Raw genomic sequence first — 18458 nt, 5'->3', positions numbered from 1 at the left:
GGCCACCGGTTACGATCGGCCCATTCATGGCCGTTGTGCGTGGCCGCTGCCGGGAGGAAGAGATGGGCCTGTTCCGCCGAGGACCGAAGCGGGATTCCCGCGAGCTGGCACGTGACGGGGAGTTCAGCTTCTTCTCCGAGCGGGAGGGCGGGGTCTTCAGATCACAGGTCCGGCAGGCCTTCGCGGAGCAGGGGCTCGAAGTCACCGCGTACGCGGGCGTGGTCACCGACTCCGCGGGCCGGCAGTTCGGCCTCGGCAACCTCGCCGCGGTGTGCCACCGCGACCGGCGCGGTGAGCGCAGCTGGCCCGTGCTGATCCGGGATCACGTCGGCAAGGTGCTCCGTACGATGGACGGTCCGCAGCCGCTGGAGATCCTCAGCGAGGACGAGATCCGGGCCTGTCTGTACCCCCGTGTGGTCGCCCAGGAGACGCTGCCCGCCTCGGACTCCTTCCGTTACGGGCGGGCGCCGGCGCCGGGGTTGCGGGAGGTGCTCGCGCTCGATCTGCCCGAGGCGGTGCAGATGCTCAGCGAGGACTCGCTGACCGACCTCGGGGACCTGGCCGAGCTGCGGATCCGGGCGATGAACAATCTGCGGGCGCTGCCGGTCGAGGGGCATGAGACGGTGCGGCGCGGTGACGGCTCGGCGTTCGAGGTGCTGCTGGGCGACTCGTTCTTCACCGCGAGCCGGGTGCTGGTCCTGGACGAGCTGGTGCAGCGGCTCATGGGCACCGAGCTGACGCCGGACGGTGCGCTGGTCGCCCTGCCCTTCCGGCACCAGCTGGCGTTCCACCGAATCCACGATGCGCAGGTCATCCCGGCGTTGCAGGCCATGGCGGGGTTCGCGGCGGCCGGTCATGAGGACGCGGCGGGCGCCATCAGCCCCAGGGTGTTCTGGTGGCGCCGGGGCGTGATGACGCCGCTGAGCGAGCCGGATGGTGACGGGCTGCGGGTGGTGGCGGACGCGGACTTCCAGCGGATGCTGGAGCGGCTGGTGCAGGGCGGGGCCTGAGCGGTGGGTGCGATGGGCGGCCCGGGACCGGGAGGGGGCCGTGGCCGACCCGGCGCCGGTCCGTGCCCGGTGCGGGCATCGGTCCGTGCCCGGTCCGCGCAAAAGTTTCTTGCGAAATCTTCACCGTGAGGGAACCTGAACCGCCATCCACCCGTTTCTACAAGTGAGGCCCCACGCTCTCCCCCGTGCGTGGGGCCTCACCTTTGTTCGCGCCGCCTCAGCCGCCGAGGCCCGCCCGTTCCTCCTCGGTGAACAACCGCGAGCGGATCAGAAAGCGCACGCCCTCCGGCGCCTCCAGCGAGAACCCACTGCCCCGCCCCGGTACGACGTCCACCGTCAGATGCGTGTGCTGCCAGCGCTCGAACTGGTCGGCCGACATCCAGAAGTCCACCGGCTCCGGCACGCCCTCCACGTCCAGCCGGGCCAGCAGCACATCCGACGATCCCGTACGGAATTCCCCCGCCGGGTAGCACATGGGGGCGCTGCCGTCGCAGCAGCCGCCGGACTGGTGGAACATCAGCGGGCCGTGCTGCTCCCGCAGCAGCCGCAGCAGTTCGGTCGCCGCCGCACTGAGCGCGATCCGCGCCGTGCCATCCATAGGGCGCTCCTCTCCTCACCATTCCGCTCCTGACCAGCGGAAACGGATATAGCTCCGCAGGACGGGGCGGGCCGCCCGGGACCCGCCCGGACCGTGCCCGTCGAGCCGCCTCGGCGGCGGCGTTCCAGTTAACTCCGGGCCAGGTTGCGACATGGTTGCACGCGGCGCCGGGACGCGTGGGCAAACGCGGGGCGCGGCCACACATCTGGGCGACCTGCTCAGGCAACCGACCAGGGCCCGTCGGATGTCCCCTCCGACGGGCCCCGCGCTGCCATAAGGTCCGCAGCATGGTCCCTCAGATCGAACCCGCCGAAGAACCTCCGGTGACGCTCACCAGCCCCTACGACCTGCTGACCGGTTACCTCGATTTCTACCGGCAGACCGTGCTGCGCAAGTTGGAAGGGATGTCCGACGCGGAGCTGAGAAACAGCCGGATGCCCAGCGGCTGGTCGCCACTGGGATTGCTCAAGCACTTGGCCTGTGTCGAATTGCGGTGGCTGCAATGGGGGTTCGACGGAGCACCCATCGACGAACCGTGGGCCGAGTTCAAGACCCGCCCCGGGGTATGGCACGTGGAACCCGGCGAAACCTTCGAGGACGTGCGGCGGTTCTTCGAGGAGCAGTGCACCCGCTCCCGTGCGATCGTCGCCGCGGCACGCTTGGACGACCAGGCAGCCGGCCTCGGCGGAACGGTCCCGGCCGACGAGGACCGCCCCACCCTGATCTGGATCCTCTTCCACCTGCTCCAGGAGTACGCCCGCCACGCCGGCCAACTCGACATCGCCCGCGAGCTGGCCGATGGGGCCGTGGGCGAGTAGGCCCCACCGCCCCTGCCCCCACCCCGCCCGGGTGAGCCGTGTCTCACCCGGGCGGTCGCTCTTGTTTATGCAACGAGTTGCATAGAAGGATCGGGGTATGGCGCTTGAGCACGCGATCCTCGTCTCCCTGCTGGAGAAGCCGGGCTCCGGCTATGAGCTGGCCCGGCGGTTCGAGCGGTCCATCGGATACTTCTGGACCGCCACCCACCAGCAGATCTACCGCGTCCTCAAGCGCATGGAGAGCGACGGCTGGATCGATGTCCGCGAGGTGCCGCAGCAGGCCCGGCCGGACAAGAAGGAGTACTCCGTCGCCGGTCTCGGCCGCACGGCGCTCGCCGAGTGGCTGCACGAGCCGATCGAACCCGAGAGCGTCCGGCACGACCTCGCCGTGAAGATCCGCGGTGCGGCCTTCGATGATCCCGCCGCGCTGATCCGCGAGGTCGAGCGGCACCACCAGATCCACACCGACCGCCTCGCGCACTATCTGGCGGGGGAGCGGCGCGACTTCACCGGCCCCGAGGCCCCCGCGACGCCCGATGCGGGCCAGGAACTCCAGCACGTCGTACTGCGTGGCGGTATCGCCTTCGAGCGCATGACTCTCGCCTGGCTGGACGACGTACTCGCCACCCTCCACCGACTCCGCCCCGAGCACTGAACCGGGCGCGGACGCCCGGGGGAGCAACCCGCAACCCGCAGTCCACACCCCGCAATCCACACCTCCTGACCACCACCCACCACCCCCAACCACTGAGCCGGAAAGGCGACCACCCATGGCCGACCCGCTGCTGTTCAACCCCCGTACCTACGACCCGGCGCACTTCGACCCCGAGACCCGCCGGCTGCTGCGCGCCACCGTCGAATGGTTCGAGAACCGCGGCAAGCGCAAGCTGATCGAGGACTACCGCTCCCGCGCCTGGCTGTCGGAGTTCCTGGAGTTCTCCACCAAGGAAGGGCTGTTCGCGACCTTCCTCACCCCGGCCTCCGCCGCCGACGGGCAGCAGGACAAGCGCTGGGACACCGCCCGGATAGCCGCCCTCAACGAGATCTTCGGCTTCTACGGGCTCGACTACTGGTACGCCTGGCAGGTCACCATCCTCGGCCTCGGCCCGGTCTGGCAGAGCGACAACGCCGCCGTCCGCAGCCGCGCGGCCGAACTCCTCTCCCAGGGCGAGGTGTTCGCCTTCGGCCTGTCCGAGAAGGCCCACGGCGCCGACATCTACTCCACCGACATGCTCCTGGAGCCCGACGGTGACGGCGGCTTCCGCGCCACCGGCTCCAAGTACTACATCGGCAACGGCAACGCCGCCGGACTCGTCTCCGTCTTCGGCCGCCGCACCGACATCGAGGGCCCGGACGGCTATGTCTTCTTCGCCGCCGAGAGCCGCCACCCGGCCTACCACCTGGTGAAGAACGTCGTTGACTCCTCGAAGTACGTCAGCGAGTTCCGGCTTGAGGACTACCCGGTCTCCGCCGACGACATCCTGCACACCGGCCGCGCCGCCTTCGACGCCGCCCTCAACACCGTCAACGTCGGCAAGTTCAACCTCTGCACCGGCGCGATCGGCATCTGCGAACACGCGATGTACGAGGCCGTCACCCATGCGCAGAACCGCATTCTCTACGGCCGCCCCGTCACCGCCTTCCCGCACGTGCGCCGCGAACTGACCGACGCCTATGTCCGCCTCGTCGGCATGAAGCTGTTCAGCGACCGCGCGGTCGACTACTTCCGCTCCGCGGGCCCCGACGACCGCCGCTACCTGCTCTTCAACCCGATGACGAAGATGAAGGTGACCACCGAGGGTGAGAAGGTCATCGACCTCATGTGGGACGTGATCGCCGCCAAGGGCTTCGAGAAGGACACCTACTTCGCCCAGGCCGCCACCGAGATCCGCGGCCTGCCGAAGCTGGAGGGCACGGTCCACGTCAACCTCGCCCTGATCCTCAAGTTCATGGGCAACCACCTCCTGAACCCGGCCGAGTACGAGGCGGTACCGACCCGCCTCGACGCGGCCGATGACGCGTTCCTCTTCCAGCAGGGCCCGGCCCGCGGTCTGGGCGCCGTACGCTTCCACGACTGGCGTACCGCCTACGACGCCTTCGCCGGGGTGCCGAACGTCGCCCGCTTCCGCGAACAGGCCGACGCCCTCTGCGAGTTCGTCACCACCGCCGCCCCTGACGAGGCGCAGAGCCGTGACCTCGATCTGCTGCTCGCCGTCGGCCAGCTCTTCGCACTGGTCGTCCACGGCCAGCTGATCCTGGAGCAGGCGCAGCTGACCGGCCTGGACGCGGACGTGCTCGACGAACTCTTCGCCGTCCTCGTCCGCGACTTCTCCGCGCACGCCGTCGAACTGCACGGCAAGGACTCCGCCACCGAGAAGCAGCAGAGCTGGGCACTGGGCGCGGTCCGCCGCCCGGTCATCGACGACGACCGCTCGAAGCGTGTCTGGCAGCGCGTGGAGGCCCTGTCCGGGGCGTACGAGATGGCCCCGTAACCACGCCACAACGCCGCGCCCGCACCCCGGTGCGGGCCGGCACGGCAGGCTCAGCCACGTCCCCGCAGGACGGCTGAGCCTGCCGCGCCGGCCACCCTTTAGGATCGGCAGTCTGGATCAGTGCGCGCGGCGGGTGAAGAGGCCCGGGAGAGGAATACCGGTCACGATGACGATCCTCCCCGACCCCGCTGCCTCGCAGGCTCTGCTCATCGGCGTCCATGGCTACGAGAGCCTGCCGGCCTTGCCTGCCGTCGAGCGCAATCTGGCCGGGCTCACCCGGGCGTTCACCGACCGGGACTTATGGGGACTGCCGCCCTCGCACTGCACCGCACTGTCCCAGCCGTCGAGCGCCCAGGACGTGCTGGACACCCTCAACCGCGTCGCCCTCCGCGCCACCGACACCTTGGTCGTCTACTACGCCGGGCATGGGCTCATCGACCCGTACAGCGAAGAGCTGTACCTGGCGCTGCCCGGCTCGGATCAGGAGCGGCTCTACAGCGCGTTGCCCTTCGACTGGGTGCGCCGGGCGGTCCTGGACCCGCGGATCGGCGCCCGGCACAAGGTGGTGATTCTGGACTGCTGTTACAGCGGGCGGGCCCTGGTGGGCGGTATGAGCGGCAGCCCCCAGGCCCAGGTGGCCGACCACGCGCTGATCGACGGCACGTCCCTGATGGCGGCCTCCGCGAAGACACGGAAGGCACTGTCCCCGCCGGGCGAGGAATACACCGCGTTCACCGGCGAATTGATCACCGCGCTGACCGAGGGGATCACCGACGGCCCGCCGCTGCTGGACATGCAGACCCTGTACCGGCACCTCTACACCGCGCTCGCGGCCAAGGCCAGACCGCTGCCCCAGCAGCGCAACCGCAACACCGGCGGACTGATCGCGCTGGCCCGGAACCTGGCCCATCCCGACAACCGACCGCAGCCGCCGTCCGAGCCGTCGCCGCCGCCTGCTCCGCCTGTTCCCGCGCCGAATTCTCCACCTGCTCCTGAGCCGGCTTCCGCGCCCGATACCCGGGCCGTTCCAGAGCCCGTACCTGAGCCTGTACCTGAGCCCGAACCCGCGCCCGTACCCGAGCCCGCTCCGGAACCGCAGCAGCCGGCCGCCGAACCGGCCTCGGAACCGCAGGGGCCGGCCTCCGAACCCGCCCCCTCCCCGGACCACACCCCGGACGCCCCCGTCCGGACCAGGGTCATCGCGGTGGTGTCGGCGGCACTCCTGGTCGCGGGCGTCTCCACGACCGTCGCCCTGCTGAACGGTTCCCAGAGCGGATCCGACGGCAAGGCCGAGGGCAGCGTCACCAAAGCCGCGTACAACGCCGCCGTCGGTCACGTCCTCAAGCAAGGGGGCAGGAAGGGCGGCACGCTGAAGTTCGGCAGCGCCGACGATGCCGACTCCTGGGACCCGCAGCGCACTTACTCGCCGCACGTAGCGAACTTCGCCCGCTACTACACACGTCAACTGGTGACCTATGACCCGAAAGCGAAGGGCGCCGAACTCACACCGGATCTGGCAACGACCAGAGCCAAGGTCACCGATCACCACCGGACCTACACCTACACCCTGCGCAAAGGGCTCACCTGGGAGGACGGGTCGCCCCTCACCTCCGAGGACATCAAGTACGGCATCGAGCGGCTCTGGGCACGGGGCGTGATCACCGGTGGGCCGAGCTACCTGCGGCAGGCTCTCGACCCGGACGGCACCTATCGGGGCCCGTACAAGGACACCTCGGCGAAGGGTCTGTCGGCGATCACCACACCCGATCCGCAGACCATCGTCTTCAAACTGCCCCGGCCCGACAGCGACTTCGAGCAGATGCTGGCCATGGTGGCCGCCTCGCCCGTGAAGAAGAGCGAGGACACCAAGGCCGAATACGGTCTCCGGCCGTTCTCCAGCGGCCCGTACAAGTTCCGCTCGTACGAGCCCGGCAAATCGCTGGAGCTGGTGCGCAACTCCCGCTGGAAGCCGTCATCCGACCCGATCCGTGAGGCCCGCCCGGACAGGATTACGGTATCCGTCGACCATCGGGACGCCGTGGACACCCGCCTGCTCAAGGGAGATTTCGACCTGGCGCTGAGCACCACGGGGCTGGGCCCGCAGGCCAGAGCCAGGGCGCTGGCGGACAGCGAACTCCATAAGAACCTGGACACCCCGCGGTCCGGCTTGGTCCGCTACGCGGGGTTTCCGCAGTCGGTCAAGCCGATGGAGAACGAGCACTGCCGCAAGGCGGTCGTTTACGCCGCCGATCACCGGAGTCTGCAGACCGCGCTCGGCGGCACCCTCGCGGGTGGTGACCTCGCGCCGAATCTGCTCCCGCCCGGCATCAGGGGCGCCGACCCCGCCTTCGATCCGTATGGCGTGCTCAAGAACGGTGGACGGCCGAACGTGACCCAGGCCAGGAAGGAGCTGGAGGAGTGCGGGCGGCCCGCCGGTTTCTCGACCAAGATCGCAGTGGGCAACGACCGGCCGACGGAGGTCAACGCCGCCGAATCGCTGCGGAGTGCGCTGGCCAAGATCGGCGTCGAGGCGAAGGTCGAGCAGTTCGACGGGGCACGCTCGCCCGACATTGCCGGGGCGCCGTCCGAGGTGAAGAAGCGGGGCTACGGCATCGTCCTCGCGAGCTGGAAGGCCGACTTCCCGTCCGGACGGAATTTCTGGCAATGGCTCGTCGACAGCCGGCAGCGCCCTGCGTGGGGCAACTCCAACGTGGCCGAGATCGACTCCCCGGCCCTCGACACACTCCTCTACAAGGCCGCCGTCGAACCCGACCCGGGCAAGGCCGCTGAGGCCGGCGAGGAGATCACTCACCGGGTCGCCGACGGGGCCTACTACCTGCCGTTCGTTTACGAAAAGTACGTCAGCTGGCGCGGTCCGCGGCTGACCGATGTTCACGTTTCGGATGCCTACGGCGGGTACGACTACGTGCAGCTGGGCGTCGACGGAGCCTGATATCGCGGGCTTCACGGGCAAGTCACCCACTTGTCACTTTTCGGGCATATCGGACACCTCGGGTGGTGCGGCTGAGCGCAACCATTAAGATCCGGACAGGCTCAGTCCGCACCACGACTGGAAGAGATGTGCTCCTTCTCCGTTCCCCGTATTTCCCGGGGCCGGTACGTATGACGTCGTTCGCACTTGCGGCGACGGGCATCGTGGCGCTGTTGGGCGGCTGCGCGGGGGCCGGGGAGCCGCTGAGCGCGGGCCACACCCCGGCCGCCTCCGCCCCGGTCCGGCTGTGGCCGGATCGCAAGCCGGCACCGCTCGAAGAGCCGGGGACGGGCGAGAACCTGCCCGCCGCCGTTCCCGGGGTGCCCCGGGTGCCGTCCGGGGACATCCGCAAGGCGCCGCTGCTCACCGTCGTCAAGGGACAGGTGGCCGCGGGCGACGTCTTCGACGGCGCGCCGCAGTTCGACGGCGCCACCACGAGGAAGATCGACGCCTGTGCCGACGAACGGGCGCGCTGTCCGGTGCTGAAACCGCAATACCAGGATCTGACCGGGGACGGTAAGGCCGAATTGATCGTGGGCATCGAGACGGCGGACGATTCCCTGACACTGTGGGTCTTCATGCTGCGCCACGGGGTGGTGAACCGGATCATGGACGCCGGCGTGACTCCGCTCTCGGTGGAGATCGCGAACGGTGATCTGATCCTGCGGGAGCCCACAAGCACACCCGGATACGCCACCCGCACCGTCTACGCGTGGGACCCGCGGACGCAGCGCATGGAACTGCGGTCCACCACGGAGTTTGACCAGGCGGACTCGCCCACCTCCACCCCGAAGCGGACGCCATGAGCGCCGGCCGGCCCCGTACGCGGCTGCGGCTGCCCGCATGGACCGCGAGGCTCTACTGGAAGTTCGCCGTCTTCGTCATCGTCATGTGCTGTGTCCTCGCCGTGCTGGTCGGCGTGCTGGTGCACGTCCTGGTCGACAGACAGACCGAGGACCAGGCCCGCGGTGCCGCCCTCTCCGAACTCGACACCGTCGCGGCGGCGTATACGGCCGGGGAACCCCTCGGCCGCAACGCCGCCGTGGACCCCGCCGATCTCCCCTCCGCACTCCGCACCATGGCACGCCATGGCGAGCGCGGCACCCAGCTCGCCGACCACCGTGGCCGCCCGGCCATGTGGGCCGTCACCCCCGCCGACGGCAAGGCGCTGGCCGTCCATCTCGACTACAGCCAGCGAGCCGCCGCGCTCCGCGGGCTGGACCGGGCCATCATCGGCTCCTCCGCCTTCGCGATCGCCCTCACCCTTCTCGTCGGGCTGTTCGCCGTCTCCCGCATCACCCGTCGGCTGCACCACACGGCCCAGGTCGCCCGCAGAATCAGCACCGGCGATCTCGACGCCCGTGTGGACGACCCCCGTGTCCTGCGCCCCGAACAGGCCCAGGACGAGGCCGCCGCGGTGGCGGCCGCACTCGACGCGATGGCCGCCGCACTCCAGACCAAGCTCCACAGCGAGCAGCGTTTCACCGCCGATGTGGCACATGAGCTGCGCACCCCGCTGACCGGGCTGCGGCTGGCGGCCGAGCTGCTGCCGCCCGGCCGTCCGACCGAGATGGTGCAGGAACGCATCCGGACCATGAGCCGGCTGACCGAAGACCTGCTGGAGATCTCCCGTCTTGACGCCGAGGTCGAGCAGGCCGAGATCGACGAGCATCAGCTGGGGCCGCTGGTCGAGGGTGCGGTGCTGGCCACCGGGCAGGAGGCCGAGGTCCGCATCGCGCGGGACACCCGGGTGGCCACCGACCAGCGCCGGCTCCAGCGCGTACTGGGCAACCTCGTCACCAACGCCCACCGCCACGGCCGCCCACCGGTGATCCTGACCGTCAGCGGCCTGATCGTCACCGTCCGGGACCACGGCGACGGCTACCCCGGGCAGTTCCTCGACCACGGACCCCAGCGCTTCAGCAGCCACTCAAAAACCGGCAAGAAAACCGGCCACGGCCTCGGCCTGACCATCGCCACAGGACAGGCCCGCGTCCTCGGCGCCACCCTCCGCTTCTCCAACGCCCCCGACGGCGGCGCCATCGCCGAACTCGTCCTCCCCGCATGGACGTTGGAGCGGCAGCCTCAGCAGTAGCTGCCGGAGCCCCACACCCTCGCCGGGTTCGCACCCCGCAGCGCGGCCCCGATCCGGTCCCTTCGCCAATCATCAGTCATGGTCAGAACCTATCGGCAGGTGACCACCGTGTGATCTGTGCGTGCGGACCGCGCCACCGGAAAGCGCAGACCCGGCCGACACCATGCTGTCGGCCGGGCCTCGCCCAACTACCGGGATCTGCAGGCGCCTTCAGGGCCGCCGAGCGTGCGCGGGCTGGTCATCGCCGGCTGTGTTCCGCCCCCGTGTCGGCAGGCGGTGGGCAGTTTTCGGTGACCTTGTACTTGAGTGCCTCGGGATAGTCGTGTCGGTTCAGTTGTACGCGTACCACGATCGGGCCCTGGTTGACCGCGTCGCTGGGGTCGGCGATGCGCTGGAGCAGGGTGGTGAGTTCGTCGTGGCGGCGGACGGCGAAGCCGTGCATCGGGTGTTTGGCGGAGCCGAAGACCTCCGCGAGCTTTTCGTAGCGCCAGGGGTGCAGTTCGTTGTAGAAGGCGGCGCCGTCCGAGGGCGGGGTGTCCTCCGCGTAGTAGCAGGGGTGGACCAGCATCTGCTCGATGCCGTAGAAGGCCTCGTTGTCCAGGACGAACACCACCGGGCGCAGACCGTGCCGCACATGGGTGGACATCTCCTGGCAGGTCTCCTGGAACGAGCCGTCGCCGACGAAGACCATCGGGCGCTTCTCCGCATGCCTCCGGCCCAGTGCCACGCCGGTGGCCGCGCCGACCGAGTAGCCGATGGACAGCCAGCTGTTCTGCGCCACGTACGAGGCACGCTCGGCCATCCGCAGATTCATCGAGCCGATCAGCGCGAACGCGGCATCGCACACCACGGTGAACGGGTTGCCGTGCTCCTCCGGCGGCTCGCCGGTCTGCGCTTCGAGGAAGGCGTTGAGGTGCCGGAAGAGGCTGTCGTACGTCAGGTTCTCCGGGTACGGCCCGCCGGTCTGCGAGGCCAGATAGGCGGCGGTGCTGCGGGCGACCGGGAGGCCCGCGTCATGGGCGCGGGCGAAGTAGTCCGCGGCGAAGGCGCCGTCCCCGAACTCCGCCACCAGGCGTTCCCGCAGCGCGGGGAGGAACCGTGCGAGCTGTACATCGGGGAAGTACGAGGCGCCGACATGCACCCCCTCGTGGGCGGCGACCGCCCAGTCGTCGCCGATCGCCTGCTCGCCGCCGAGGTTCTTCGAGGTCGCCCACGAGCCCAGACCGATGCGGCAGCCCGCGTTGCGGAAGACCTCGGCGACCTCCGGGCTGCTGGCCTTGCCGTTGTAGACGCCGGAGAAGCCCGGGGTGTACTCGGACACCACGGACTTGGCGCCGATGGTGGTGCAGAACGGGATACGGGTCTCGCGCACCAGCTGCTCGAACTCGTCGGACAGCCGGAAGCGGTCGATCTCCTCACCGGCCCACAGCACCGGGCTGCCGTACCGCCGGATCAGCTCCACACACGCGCTCACCGCGCGGTCGAGCAGGCGCTGCTTCTGCGCGGTGAGCGGCCGCTCGCGGCCCGTCAGCCGGCCCTGCGGTGCGGGGCACTGCGCCGCCCACACATCGTCCATGACCTCCAGATACACCGGCCGGCGGTGGGAGAGGCAGGCGGTGATCGCGCTGTCGATCTGGGTGGGGGCCAGACCGGGGTTGGAGATGGCCTGGGCGTCCACGGTCACCTGGCGGTAGACCTCCAGATTGCTCTCCGGACGCTGCGACATATGCGAGGTGAGCAGGCCGATCGCCTGCTGGTTGAGCCACTGTTCATAGGACGGTGCGGCGTTGATCGCGATCAGCGGCACATACTCGGCGAAGGCCCCGCCGATCGCGTTGAGCAGGTTGAACGCGCCCACGCTGTAGGTGACCGCGACCGCGCCGATGCCCTGCTCGCCGAGTGAGGGGTCCGCGTCGGCGGACTTCACCCGGGCAAAGGCGTCCGCGGCCTGGCCCGCGCCGCCCTCGGTGGGGGTGCCCACCCAGCGCACCGTGGTCTTCTCGTGCAGGGTCGACAGGAACGGGCCCAGGTGGTCGCCCGGAACGCCGAACAGATGGGTGATACCGAGCTGTTCCAGCCGGCGGCCCAGGTACTCGGCCACGGTGCAGGTCGGGGAGGTGCTCATGACGTCAGCACCCCCTCGCGCGACTCGTCCGTGGACCCGGCGGCGGACCGGCGTCCGCGGGGTGCCGCGGCCCGTCCGCCGACGGCGCTCTCGTCCGCCGGGGGAGCCTCGTTGACGGCCATGGCGGCGCGTACGGCGGTCTCCACCGCACCCTCGATCCAGGCGTGCTTGAGCGACACATGCTCACCGGCGAAGTGCACCGGCCCCTCGGGCCGCACCACATCGAGGTGGAAGCTGGTCATCTGATGCGGGGTGTAGACGGCGGCCTCTCCGCAGGCGTACGGGTCACGCAGCCAGCTCTGGGTCTGGCCGGCGCCGGTGTAGAAGACCTCGATCCGGCGGCCGTGCACCGACTGGAGGTTGAGCAGGGCGTAGCTGTAGCGCTCGGCGTCCTCGAAGGAGTCCCAGCGCGCGGCGTCATCCGACCAGGAGTAGCCCGCCAGCACCACACCACCCTGGCTGCCGGGGACGGGGTGCGAGGGGTAGTACATGAAGCGGTTGGGGTTGTCGGTGGTGGAACCGCCGCCGTAGGCATGCGTGGCAGGGCGTACGCCGCCGCGCAGCGGGGAGTTGCGGTAGTACTCCACCTGCTGGGGGCTGATGCGCTGCTCGTCCACGCTCGGATGGGCACCGAGCAGCCCCGTGGGCAGCTCCCGCAGGCTCGGCGGAACGGCCAGTGCGGCCTCGGCGTCGTCCTCGCCGCGCTGCTGGTAGTAGTCGTACAGACCCGGCGCGATGGCGTCGAGCTCCCGCTTCCAGTCCTCCTCGGTGAACTCCCACCAGCGGCGGGAGAATTCCAGCAGCACCTTGGTCGCCTGGTCGTAGTGCGTCTCGATGACGGCCCGGCGCTTCTTGTACGAGAACGCCGGGGTCACGGTGGTGAACCGCAGACTGGAGAACGGGATGGTGACGATCGCCAGATCCCCGGTCCAGGTCTCGACCTCCCCGTACGGATCGCCCTCGGGCACGGTCTGGATGGCGACGGCGGGGCCGCCCGGACCTGCGAGCCCGCCGTGATGGCCGTCGCGTCCCGGGTCGTAGTACTCCAGCCGCACCATCCGCTGGCCCATCACGATCTGGTCCCGCAGATCCTTGGCGAGCGCCTCCGGGAGCTTGCGGCTGCCGCCCTCGATCTCCCAGTAGGTGGCGGTGGGGTCGATGTCGCTGCGGCCCAGGAAGCTGTGGAAGAAGGCGAGATGCAGCCGCGAGGTCATGTTCTCGATCGTGCCGACCGCCTCGATGGCCTCATCACTGAACCCGGCGTACTCGCGCAGGAAGCGGCCCATGGAGTAGCCGTCGAAGTCGCGGATGACCCCGGCCCAGCCGTCCAGCCACTCCTTGAAGGGCTTGTTGACGCGCTTGCCGTCGCTCTGCAGCACGGAGTAGTAGTCGCGCACCGGCTCCAGCGCCTGGTTGACCATCTCGGACACGGTCAGCCGCGATTCGCAGCCGGTGAGATGGAAGCCCTCATTGATCTGGGACGGGTCCTTGGCGTAGTGGGCGCGGCGCACCTGGGCGCGGTTGGTGCGGATCCAGGTGTGGTTGCGCTTGTCCGGCTCCCGGAACTCGGGGCTGGGGTCGCCGTACGTCCAGATCTTGCCGTCCTTGAACGACTTGTAGATCACCGGCGGGACGGGGGCGGTCTGATTGCCCGTCGACGGATCGATGTCGACGTTGAAGAACAGCCGCCGCTTGAGGCCGAGTTTGTCGATCAGCGCGAGGGTCAGTGGGTGGAAGCTGGGCAGGCGCATCGCCCCGGCCTCCGCGTACTGCGCGGGGTCGGTGAAGGGCGGCGGCTCGCCCTTCTTGGCGTGGAAGGTCTTGATGCGGCCGCCGACCCGGTTGGCGTTGGCCTCCAGGATCGTCACATCGTGCCCGGCGCGGGTCAGCAGATCGCCGGCCACCAGCCCGGCGATGCCCGCTCCGACGATCAGGATGCGCTTGGGAACGGCGGGGCGCTCCAGCCCCTTGTCGATCAGTACGTCGAGATAGCGCAGCTTGAGGTCCTCGTTGGCCGGCTCGGGGCCGACCAGCAGCAGTTCGCGGGCGAGCTGCTGATAGGTCTTCTCGTCGGCGCGCTCGGCTCCGGTGCGCTCACCGCGGATGTCGTTCACGGCCGTCAGCCCTTCTGGCTCAGGGACTCGTTCGCGGCGAGCCGCCGCAGGGTGCTGATGGAGGGCGTGAACGCGTACACCGCACCGGTGGTCTGCACGAACCGGTCCATCGACACGGTGCCCTCCTCGCCGTCGGACAGCACGATATGGGCGTCCGGGCTGCCGGAACCGCCCTGCCTGATGGTGCCGGTCACCTTGTCGATGCCGTTGGGCGCACCGCTCGTGCCCGGCAGGAAGCCGGGGTTGTTCGACCAGGCCCGCTGGACGAACTCGAACTGCCTCTCCAGCGAGGTGCCGTAGCACACGAACATCAGGCCGCGGTCCGCTTCCGGATTGCTGCCCGTGTACGCGGGACCGTACGGGATGCCGCGGCGCATGATGCGGTGTTGCTGGGTGGGCTCGAAGTGCCGGGGGGTCGTCCTGCGGATGTGCGCGGCGCACGGGGTCTGCTTGCCCTGGCCGTCGTTCTCGTAGGTGAAGTCATTGCGCTCCGGACCGACCCCGACGACCGGGTTCTCGCCCTGCGCCAACGGCGTGCCGTCCTTCTTACGGCCGACCAGACACGCGCCCAGGAGATCGGCGGAGATGCCGTGCGGCCGGAACTTGGCCGCCTCGCGTTTCACGGCCTCGTTCCAGCCGGGGACGTCCTGCCGCAGCCGGCGCACCACCTGCAGTGAACCGTTGTCCAGCCACTTGGGAGCCTCGGGCGGCTCTCCGCTCTCACTCTTGTACCCGAAGACGAATTCGCCGGGCTCGACCAGGGTGGACCCCGGCCGGTTGTCCCGGAAACCGGGATTCTCCCGGTCCTCGCGGTGGAAGTCCTTGACGCCCGGCTGGGAAATGCCGTCCTTGTACCCGAAATGCTCGTGCCCGCGCAGATCCCCGGTGAGAGTACGGCCGTCGTCCTGATGGACCAGGGTCACCCCGTGTGAGGAATCCGCGGCGGCGATATTCCGGAGCTTTTCGGTCAGCGCCTCCTCGGTGTCCGCGGCGACGATCAGCACGGCGTGTACTCCGCTCCGGTCCGAGCCGAAATGCCAGTGGTCCGGTGCGCTCGTACCGTCGTCGCCGAGGTCCGCCGCCCGTCCGTCCGCACCCTTCACAAACGAGCCGAACGGTGCCAGATCCTGCTTCACCTTTTCGGGCTCCCGGGCCACCTGGAGCAGGCCCTGGAACGTCAAGGACACCCCGACCCAGGTCGCGGTGATGGACGGATCCTGGCCATAGGCCCGGCGGGAAAGGGAGAACTCCTCATTGAAGTCCTCGACGGTGGCGGTCACCGAGACGGTATTCAGCATGACGGACAGCCAGCCACGGCCACCCGCACCGTCGGGGAAGCGGACATAGCGGAACGCCATATAGTCCTTGTTGAAAGCGGCAAGAATGTTTCCCTGGATTTCTCGGGATCTGCGCAGTGGCGGTTCCGGAAGCTGCTCGATTTCCGGCGCGCCGGTCGGGCGCAACGAGGTAGTGGTCACGTCTCTCCTTCAGGGCAGCTGCGGGTGCATCGGGGCATCGGGAATTCGCCCGCAGGCGAAGCCGACTCCCGGCACGCAGCAATGGAGGCGGATACGGAACAGGCACAAGGGCACACCAAAGACAGCCGGTGCACGGCTTGTGCGGCCAGCCCAGCACCCAACCTTCCACTCCGCAGAAGCACCGACGCCAAACGGAGCACACGCCCACCCGTTCTGGTGAAACCCCCCCCGGACTGCCAGGCGAATACCCTGGGCAATACGCCTCCGGCGCCGCGCAGCAAATCCATGAACCTACCCGTCTGCGGGGCGCCCTCATCCCCACAGCCGCTCCACACGGAAGCACTGGCCCGCCGGGCTGCCGCGGGACCGCCGGGACTGTGCCCGGGGCATGGGCCACCCACCGCCGGGAGACCAAGAGTGCGCCCTCTTTCGCGCCCCCGGATCACCACGTTCGCGCTGTTCACCACCCCTGCCGACAGACGGCGCAGACCCCGTTCGGGCGTGGGTACGGGCCTTCACACCTTCTGTTGAAGGCCATCAGGTGCGGGCTCGGCGCGACGGGAATCCAGCAGATCCTTCTCTCTGGTCGGGCGCGCTGCGCGCCCACGACGGAAGGACACGGCTATGCGACGCACCATCGTCGGCACCGGCGCTGCTCTCGCGGCACTGACCATCGGACTGGCCGGGCCGGCCACCGCCGCTCCGGTTCCGGTGACCGCGCTCAACTGCGATGGCGACACCTATCAGTGCACAGCCAACCTCCGCTTCGGTGACAACAATTGGAAGGCCAGCTGGGGAGCGAACATCTTCCACCAGACACCCCGGTCCGCCTCTCGCGCCCCGGTGCCGGTGACCGCGCTGAATTGTGACGGCGACACCGGAAAGTGCATCGCCAACCTGCAATTCGGCGACGGATACTGGCGGGCGAGCTGGTCCGCCACCATCTTCCACCAGGCGTTCCGCTCCGCCGAGAACACACGGTTGGCCGCGCCCGTCCCGGCCAACACCCTGAACTGTGACGGCAACATCGGTCGGTGCTCCGTCAACCTCCAGTACGGCGACGGAAACTGGAAGGCCAACTGGGCCGCCACCATCTACCACCTGTAACCGCCATGCGCTCCATCAAGGGGCGATGAGCACCAACGGAACGGGCCCGGGGACGAGCAATATCCGTCCCCGGGCCCGTGCGCATGTCTCCAGTAGACGGCCATCCGTACGGCGCGGCGGAACCGCAACCCCTGCACGCCCGGCGCCCACACCCACGGCGCGGAAAAGGGGGCGGCAGAATACCGGCGTACGCCGGACAACAATGCGGGCGTGACGCTCATCTACCTATTGTCATTTTGATCGCCGAACGCGCCATTGCTGTCACGTACACGCCTTCTCCTCATCCGCCGGGAACCCTACCGTCGCAGACACCCAACATTCGACGGCGGCAACTCCCGCTCCGCGGTGACCCGTTCACGAATCGACTCGTGAAACGGCGCCGGAGCGGCGGCTGCCCAGGGAGAAGTCATGTCCGAAGTCATACAGCAGCAAGGAAATCCGCAGGCCCCGGGCTCCTGGCCCGGCGGGGACGGGGGCGGGGGAAACTGGCCCAGATATCCGAGACTCTACAACGCCATTCCGTCCTCCGGACCGACCACCGGAGGAAACACCGTCCTGCTGACCGGGTCGGGCCTGCAGGGCACGCTCCAGGTCACCTTCGGCGGCGTCCCCGCCACCATCGTCACCCAGGACCCCTCCGGCAACTCGGTCACCGTCCTCGCACCGGCACACGCCGCGGGCACCGTCCAGGTCATCGCCATCACCTCCTGGGGCAACTCCAACCCGGTGAGCTACACCTACACGGCCACCGTGCCCGGCGGCCCGACGGTCACCGCCCTCGTACCCAACACCGGGCCCACGTCCGGCGGCACCGCGTTCGCCCTCATCGGCACCAACCTCACCGGCGCCACGGTCACCTTCAACGGCGTCGCCGCCCTCGGGGTCTCCGTCAACGCCGCGGGCACGGTGCTCACCGGCACCACGCCGCCCGGCCCCGCGGGCAACGTCCCGGTCGTGGTCACCACCCCGGCCGGAAGCACCGTCGTCGCCGGCGGATTCACCTACACGGCGCCTCCGCCCGTGGCCACCTCGCTGTCGCCGTCGTCGGGCAGCACCACGGGCGGTACCGCGTTCGTGATCACCGGGAGCAACCTCAGCGGGGCGTCGGTGACGTTCAACGGGGTTGCGGCGACCGGGGTTTCGGTCAATGCCTCGGGTACGGCGCTGGTCGGCTTCACCCCGGCCGGTGCGCTCGGCAATGTCCCGGTCGTGGTCACCACGCCGACGGGCAGCGCCACGGTCGCCGGCGGGTACACCTACACGGCGCCGCCCCTGCCGGTGGTGACCCTGCTGTCGCCGTCGTCCGGCAGCACCGCGGGCGGCACGGCATTCGTGATCACCGGGAGCAATCTGAACGGGGCGTCGGTGACGTTCAACGGGGTTGCGGCGACCGGGGTTTCGGTCAATGCCTCGGGTACGGCCCTGATCGGCTTCACCCCGGCCGGCCCGCTCGGCAACGTCCCCGTCGTGGTCACCACGCTGTCCGGCAGCACGACCGCCGCCGGCGGATACACCTACGTGTGAGCGGCCGTTCCTCCCCCGGCGCCCGCGGCGCGGCCGTGGCCCGGGGGAGCCCGCTCCCGCGATGACCCGGCGAGCAGTGCCACCGCACCCACGCCTCGGCACGGA

General features: G+C 69.5%; 13 protein-coding genes. 9 read left to right on the top strand and 4 right to left on the bottom strand.

Translation table 11 applies throughout. The features are described 5' to 3' along the window. Positions 1-62: 62 nt before the first annotated feature. Positions 63-1010 carry a hypothetical protein gene (locus STRTU_RS02905; protein ID WP_159746652.1) on the top strand — a complete coding sequence of 316 codons (948 nt, stop codon included), beginning with the start codon at positions 63-65 and terminating at the stop codon, positions 1008-1010. A 217-nt stretch (positions 1011-1227) separates the two neighbouring features. Here STRTU_RS02905 and STRTU_RS02900 read toward each other — a convergent pair whose 3' ends face one another. Beyond that, positions 1228-1608, bottom strand: coding sequence for a DUF779 domain-containing protein (locus STRTU_RS02900; protein ID WP_159742084.1), 381 nt, complete (start codon positions 1606-1608; stop codon positions 1228-1230). 287 nt (positions 1609-1895) lie between these two features. Between STRTU_RS02900 and STRTU_RS02895 the strand changes: the two genes are divergently transcribed. The 6 genes from STRTU_RS02895 (at position 1896) to STRTU_RS02870 (ending at position 10005) form a co-directional block, all read left to right on the top strand. Next, positions 1896-2426, top strand: coding sequence for a DinB family protein (locus STRTU_RS02895; protein WP_159742083.1), 531 nt, complete (start codon positions 1896-1898; stop codon positions 2424-2426). 97 nt (positions 2427-2523) lie between these two features. Continuing rightward, positions 2524-3081, top strand: a complete 558-nt coding sequence (locus STRTU_RS02890) for a PadR family transcriptional regulator (RefSeq protein WP_159742082.1) — start codon at positions 2524-2526, stop codon at positions 3079-3081. Positions 3082-3196: 115 nt separating this feature from the next. After that, complete coding sequence (locus tag STRTU_RS02885; protein WP_159742081.1) at positions 3197-4918, top strand: acyl-CoA dehydrogenase family protein; 1722 nt, start codon at positions 3197-3199, stop codon at positions 4916-4918. 166 nt (positions 4919-5084) lie between these two features. After that, on the top strand, positions 5085-7871 hold the full coding sequence (locus STRTU_RS02880) for a caspase, EACC1-associated type (protein WP_159742080.1): 2787 nt from the start codon (positions 5085-5087) through the stop codon (positions 7869-7871). 170 nt (positions 7872-8041) lie between these two features. Continuing rightward, entirely contained in the window at positions 8042-8716 is a 675-nt protein-coding gene (locus STRTU_RS02875) for a hypothetical protein (protein ID WP_246240079.1), read from the top strand. Then, on the top strand, positions 8713-10005 hold the full coding sequence (locus STRTU_RS02870) for a sensor histidine kinase (RefSeq protein WP_159742079.1): 1293 nt from the start codon (positions 8713-8715) through the stop codon (positions 10003-10005). Before STRTU_RS02875 ends, STRTU_RS02870 begins: the two co-directional genes overlap by 4 nt. Before the next feature lie 238 nt (positions 10006-10243). On the opposite strand, the gene STRTU_RS02865 is transcribed toward STRTU_RS02870, so the two are convergent. Genes STRTU_RS02865 through STRTU_RS02855 form a run of 3 tightly spaced genes read right to left on the bottom strand, consistent with a single transcriptional unit; the run spans position 10244 to position 15722 of the window. Further along, entirely contained in the window at positions 10244-12130 is a 1887-nt protein-coding gene (locus STRTU_RS02865) for an alpha-keto acid decarboxylase family protein (protein ID WP_159742078.1), read from the bottom strand. Continuing rightward, on the bottom strand, positions 12127-14244 hold the full coding sequence (locus STRTU_RS02860) for a flavin monoamine oxidase family protein (RefSeq protein ID WP_159742077.1): 2118 nt from the start codon (positions 14242-14244) through the stop codon (positions 12127-12129). Before STRTU_RS02860 ends, STRTU_RS02865 begins: the two co-directional genes overlap by 4 nt. Positions 14245-14249: 5 nt before the next feature. Beyond that, complete coding sequence (locus STRTU_RS02855; RefSeq protein WP_218039285.1) at positions 14250-15722, bottom strand: Dyp-type peroxidase; 1473 nt, start codon at positions 15720-15722, stop codon at positions 14250-14252. 624 nt (positions 15723-16346) lie between these two features. On the opposite strand from STRTU_RS02855, the gene STRTU_RS02850 reads away from it, so the two are divergent. Both STRTU_RS02850 and STRTU_RS02845 read left to right on the top strand, forming a co-directional pair. After that, the gene (locus STRTU_RS02850; RefSeq protein WP_159742076.1) at positions 16347-16829 is read left to right on the top strand and encodes a hypothetical protein; all 483 of its coding nucleotides are present in this window, start codon (positions 16347-16349) and stop codon (positions 16827-16829) included. 408 nt (positions 16830-17237) lie between these two features. Continuing rightward, positions 17238-18353, top strand: coding sequence for an IPT/TIG domain-containing protein (locus tag STRTU_RS02845; RefSeq protein WP_159742075.1), 1116 nt, complete (start codon positions 17238-17240; stop codon positions 18351-18353). Positions 18354-18458: the final 105 nt, after the last annotated feature.

It is taken from the genome of Streptomyces tubercidicus (assembly GCF_027497495.1).
GTDB lineage: Bacteria > Actinomycetota > Actinomycetes > Streptomycetales > Streptomycetaceae > Streptomyces > Streptomyces tubercidicus.
The sequence above is the reverse complement of the archived record's forward strand: the minus strand, read 5'-3'. Positions and strand labels throughout refer to the sequence as shown.